3 protein-coding genes are annotated in these 3,618 nt (G+C 58.4%); all 3 read left to right on the top strand.

The window, feature by feature from the left end:
- On the top strand, positions 1-1,637 hold a 1,637-nt coding region (gene ltrA, locus ACRXB1_RS32840), incomplete at its 5' end, for a group II intron reverse transcriptase/maturase (protein WP_449494401.1).
- A gap of 322 nt (positions 1,638-1,959) precedes the next feature.
- Entirely contained in the window at positions 1,960-3,162 is a 1,203-nt protein-coding gene (locus ACRXB1_RS32835; protein ID WP_061998381.1) for an MFS transporter, read from the top strand.
- 65 nt (positions 3,163-3,227) lie between these two features.
- Positions 3,228-3,618, top strand: a 391-nt coding sequence (ssb, locus tag ACRXB1_RS32830; RefSeq protein WP_449494400.1) for a single-stranded DNA-binding protein, incomplete at its 3' end; no start/stop codon positions are given.

Here is a 3,618-nt window from a genome sequence, read left to right as displayed (position 1 = left end):
TAGATTGGCGTCGGGTTGAACGAAACGTGAGAGGGATGCAGATTCGAATTGCGAAGGCGACGCGGGAAGGCAAATGGCGCAGGGTCAAAGCCTTGCAACGGATGTTGACCCGCACGTTGTCCGCCAAGTTGCATGCGGTACGACGTGTTACGCAGAACCAAGGTGCGCGAACGGCTGGAGTCGATCGTGAACTATGGGATTCGCCTGAAAGTCGACGGCTTGCTGTCGATCGGTTGAAGCGGCATGGATACAGGCCTCTGCCTTTAAGGAGGGTCTTTATCCCCAAGGCCAATGGGAAGGAGCGCCCTCTGGGCATTCCGACCATGCATGACAGAGCGATGCAAGCTCTGTACTTGCTGGCCTTGGAGCCAGTGGCAGAGTCCACGAGCGACCCGAACTCATATGGGTTCAGGAGTCATCGCTCAACGGCCGATGCCATGTCCCAGATTTTTGTTTCCATGTCTCAGAAGGGCTCAGCCCGATGGGTCCTGGAAGCGGATATCAAGGGGTGCTTTGACCACATCAACCATGACTGGTTGGAACGCAATGTCCCAATGGACACGGCGATTCTCCGGAAGTGGTTGAAGGCTGGCCTGGTTTATCAAGGTCAGTTGCAGGCGACGACGGCCGGTACGCCGCAGGGGGGCATCATTTCCCCGACGTTGGCCAATGTGACGTTGAACGGGTTGGAGCGTGCACTGATTGAGCACCTCGGTGCTAAATTCGGGATCGCGAAAACCAAGAAGCTCAAGATTCATGTGGTGCGGTACGCGGACGACTTCGTCATAACCGGTGACTCGCAAGAGGTACTAGTTGACGAAGTCCGGCCTTGGATAGAAGCCTTCCTCGCGGTTAGGGGTTTGCAACTATCCGAGGAGAAAACGCGGATCACCCATATAGATCAAGGCTTTGATTTCCTTGGGTGGAATTTTCGGAAGTACTCGGGAAAGCTGCTCATCAAACCGAGCAAGAAAAACGCGCAAGCGTTCTATCGCAAGGTGGCGGATACGATCAGCGGTAACAAGACGGTAAAACAGGCGGATCTGATCCGCCTGTTGAATCCGATGCTTCGGGGCTGGGCGCAGTACCACAGTCCCGTGGTAGCCAAGCAAGCGTACAGTCGCATGGAGCATTTGGTGTTTCAAAGGCTCTGGCGATGGTCAAAGCGGCGGCATCCGCAGAAGAGCGCCGATTGGGTGAGAAAGAAGTACTTTCATTCCGTCGGCGACCGTCACTGGGTGTTCGCTGTTCCTGTAGTAAAGCGGGACGGCAGTAAGGGGTTGCTTGAGCTGTACCAGATCAGCGGCACAGTGATCAAGCGGCATCTAAAGATCAAAGGGGATTTTCATCCTTTTGACCCTAAGTGGGAGCAGTACGGCGAGAAACTGCGGCAGGATCGCATGTGGGAGTTGATGCGTTATCGCAAGCAGTGGGCAACGCTGTACATGTCACAGGGCGGGCTGTGTGCGCACTGTGGCACGGCGCTGACGGACGAAACGGGTTGGCACGATCATCATCTAGAGTATCGGATGCATGGTGGCAAAGACACGCTGTCCAACAGAGTTTTGCTTCACCCGCACTGCCACCAGCAGGTGCACGCTGGTAAGATTGCGGTAACTAAGCCGGTTCTGTCATAAACGCGGAGCTTCGTTTGTAGGCTTGAGCTGTATGCGGGGAAACTCGCACGTACAGTTCTTAGGGGGCCCTTCATCCATAAGGATGGAGGGCTACCCTACCGAGGGCGCGTTGCCCGCGCTCATCGGCGTCAATCAAGCGTGCGGCGGGCTTTTCATGACCTTCACGCAGGGCCGGAATGCGGTTCCGAAGCACGTTCTGAAGCATAAATTTCCGCCTCGGCCGTCTGTCTCATATAGTGCCGATCCGGGCAACCACAAGGCGACCGCCCGGTTTGCGCGAGCCGCGCACACCGCCTGACGCGTTTCCACATTACCTCGTCCGATGTCCAATCCGTCTGTTACGTCCACACGTCTGAGCGCGCCCGAGTTGCGTGCGACCGTGTCGCTTGCCGCGATCTTCGCGCTGCGAATGCTTGGTCTCTTCATGATCATGCCGGTGTTTTCCATCTACGCGAAAACGATTCCCGGCGGCGACAATGTTCTGCTCGTCGGCATTGCGCTCGGCGCTTACGGCGTCACGCAATCGCTGCTTTATATCTTCTACGGCTGGGTCTCCGACAAGCTGGGGCGCAAGCCGGTCATCGCGTTCGGGCTGATCGTCTTCGCCATCGGCAGCTTCGTGGCGGCGGTCGGGCATTCCATGACGTGGATCATCGTCGGGCGTGTGATTCAGGGCATGGGCGCGGTTTCGTCGGCGGTGATTGCGTTCATCGCGGATCTGACTACAGAGGAAAACCGCACGAAAGCCATGGCGATGGTCGGCGCGAGCATCGGCGTCTCGTTCGCGGTCGCCATTGTCGGCGCGCCGATCGTGTTCCAGTGGGTCGGCATGAGCGGCCTGTTCACGCTGATCGGCTTTTTATCGATACTCGCCGTGGGCGTGGTGATCTGGGTGGTCCCGGACGCGCCCAAGCCGCCCGTGCATGTAAAAGCGCCGTTCGCCGAAGTGCTGCACAACGTGGAATTGCTGCGCCTGAACTTCGGTGTGCTCGTCCTGCACGCCACGCAAACCGCGCTGTTCCTGGTCGTGCCGCGCATCCTGGAAGCAGGCGGTCTGCCGGTCGCGGCGCACTGGAAAGTCTATTTGCCGGTCATGGGCCTCGCGTTCGTGCTGATGGTGCCGGCAATCATTGCCGCCGAAAAACGCGGAAAAATGAAAGCGGTGATGCTCGGCGCCATTTTGCTTATCCTGATTGGCCAGTTGTTACTCGGCGCCGCTCCGCATACTCTGTGGTCAGTGGCCGCGATCTTGTTCATCTACTTCCTGGGTTTCAATGTGCTGGAGGCGTCGCAACCGTCGCTCGTCTCCAAACTTGCGCCCGGCACGAGAAAGGGTGCGGCGGCCGGCGTGTACAACACCACGCAGTCGATCGGCCTGGCAATCGGCGGGGTGATCGGCGGATGGCTGCTGAAAGTGGATGGCCAGAGCGCTGTGTTTTTCGCGTGCTCGGGGCTGGTGCTGGCCTGGCTGATCGTGGCGGCGAACATGAAGCCGCCGCCGCAGAAGATCCGGCGCACGGCGTAGTGAATCAGGTCCGCGCGACATCGAATTGAATCGTATTGAACTGAATTGAATCAACAGGAGAAATCATGGCATCCGTCAACAAGGTCATTCTGGTGGGAAATCTGGGCGCTGATCCGGAAACCCGGTATCTGCCGAGCGGCGACGCCGTGGCCAACGTCCGTCTTGCGACGACTGACCGCTACAAGGACAAGGCATCCGGCGAAATGAAGGAAGCCACGGAATGGCATCGCGTGACGTTTTTCGGCCGGCTGGCCGAGATCGTCAACGAGTACCTGAAGAAGGGCTCGTCCATTTACGTCGAAGGCCGTATTCGTACGCGCAAGTACACCGATCAGGCGGGCGTGGAAAAGTACGCAACGGAAATCGTCGCGGAACAAATGCAGATGCTGGGTGGACGTGGCGGTGCGGGCGGCGGCGGAGGCGGCGATGAAGGCGGTTACAGCAGCCGCGCGCCTG

The sequence above is a fragment of the Caballeronia sp. M23-90 genome, from assembly GCF_053574605.1.
Note: the sequence above shows the minus strand (reverse complement) of the source record. Positions and strands in the feature narration are given on the sequence as shown.

Bases quoted from the DNA above. Each gene is read 5' to 3' on its own strand.
- ACRXB1_RS32835 (WP_061998381.1), top strand. From the start codon at position 1,960: ATGTCCAATCCGTCTGTTACGTCCACACGTCTGAGCGCGCCCGAGTTG.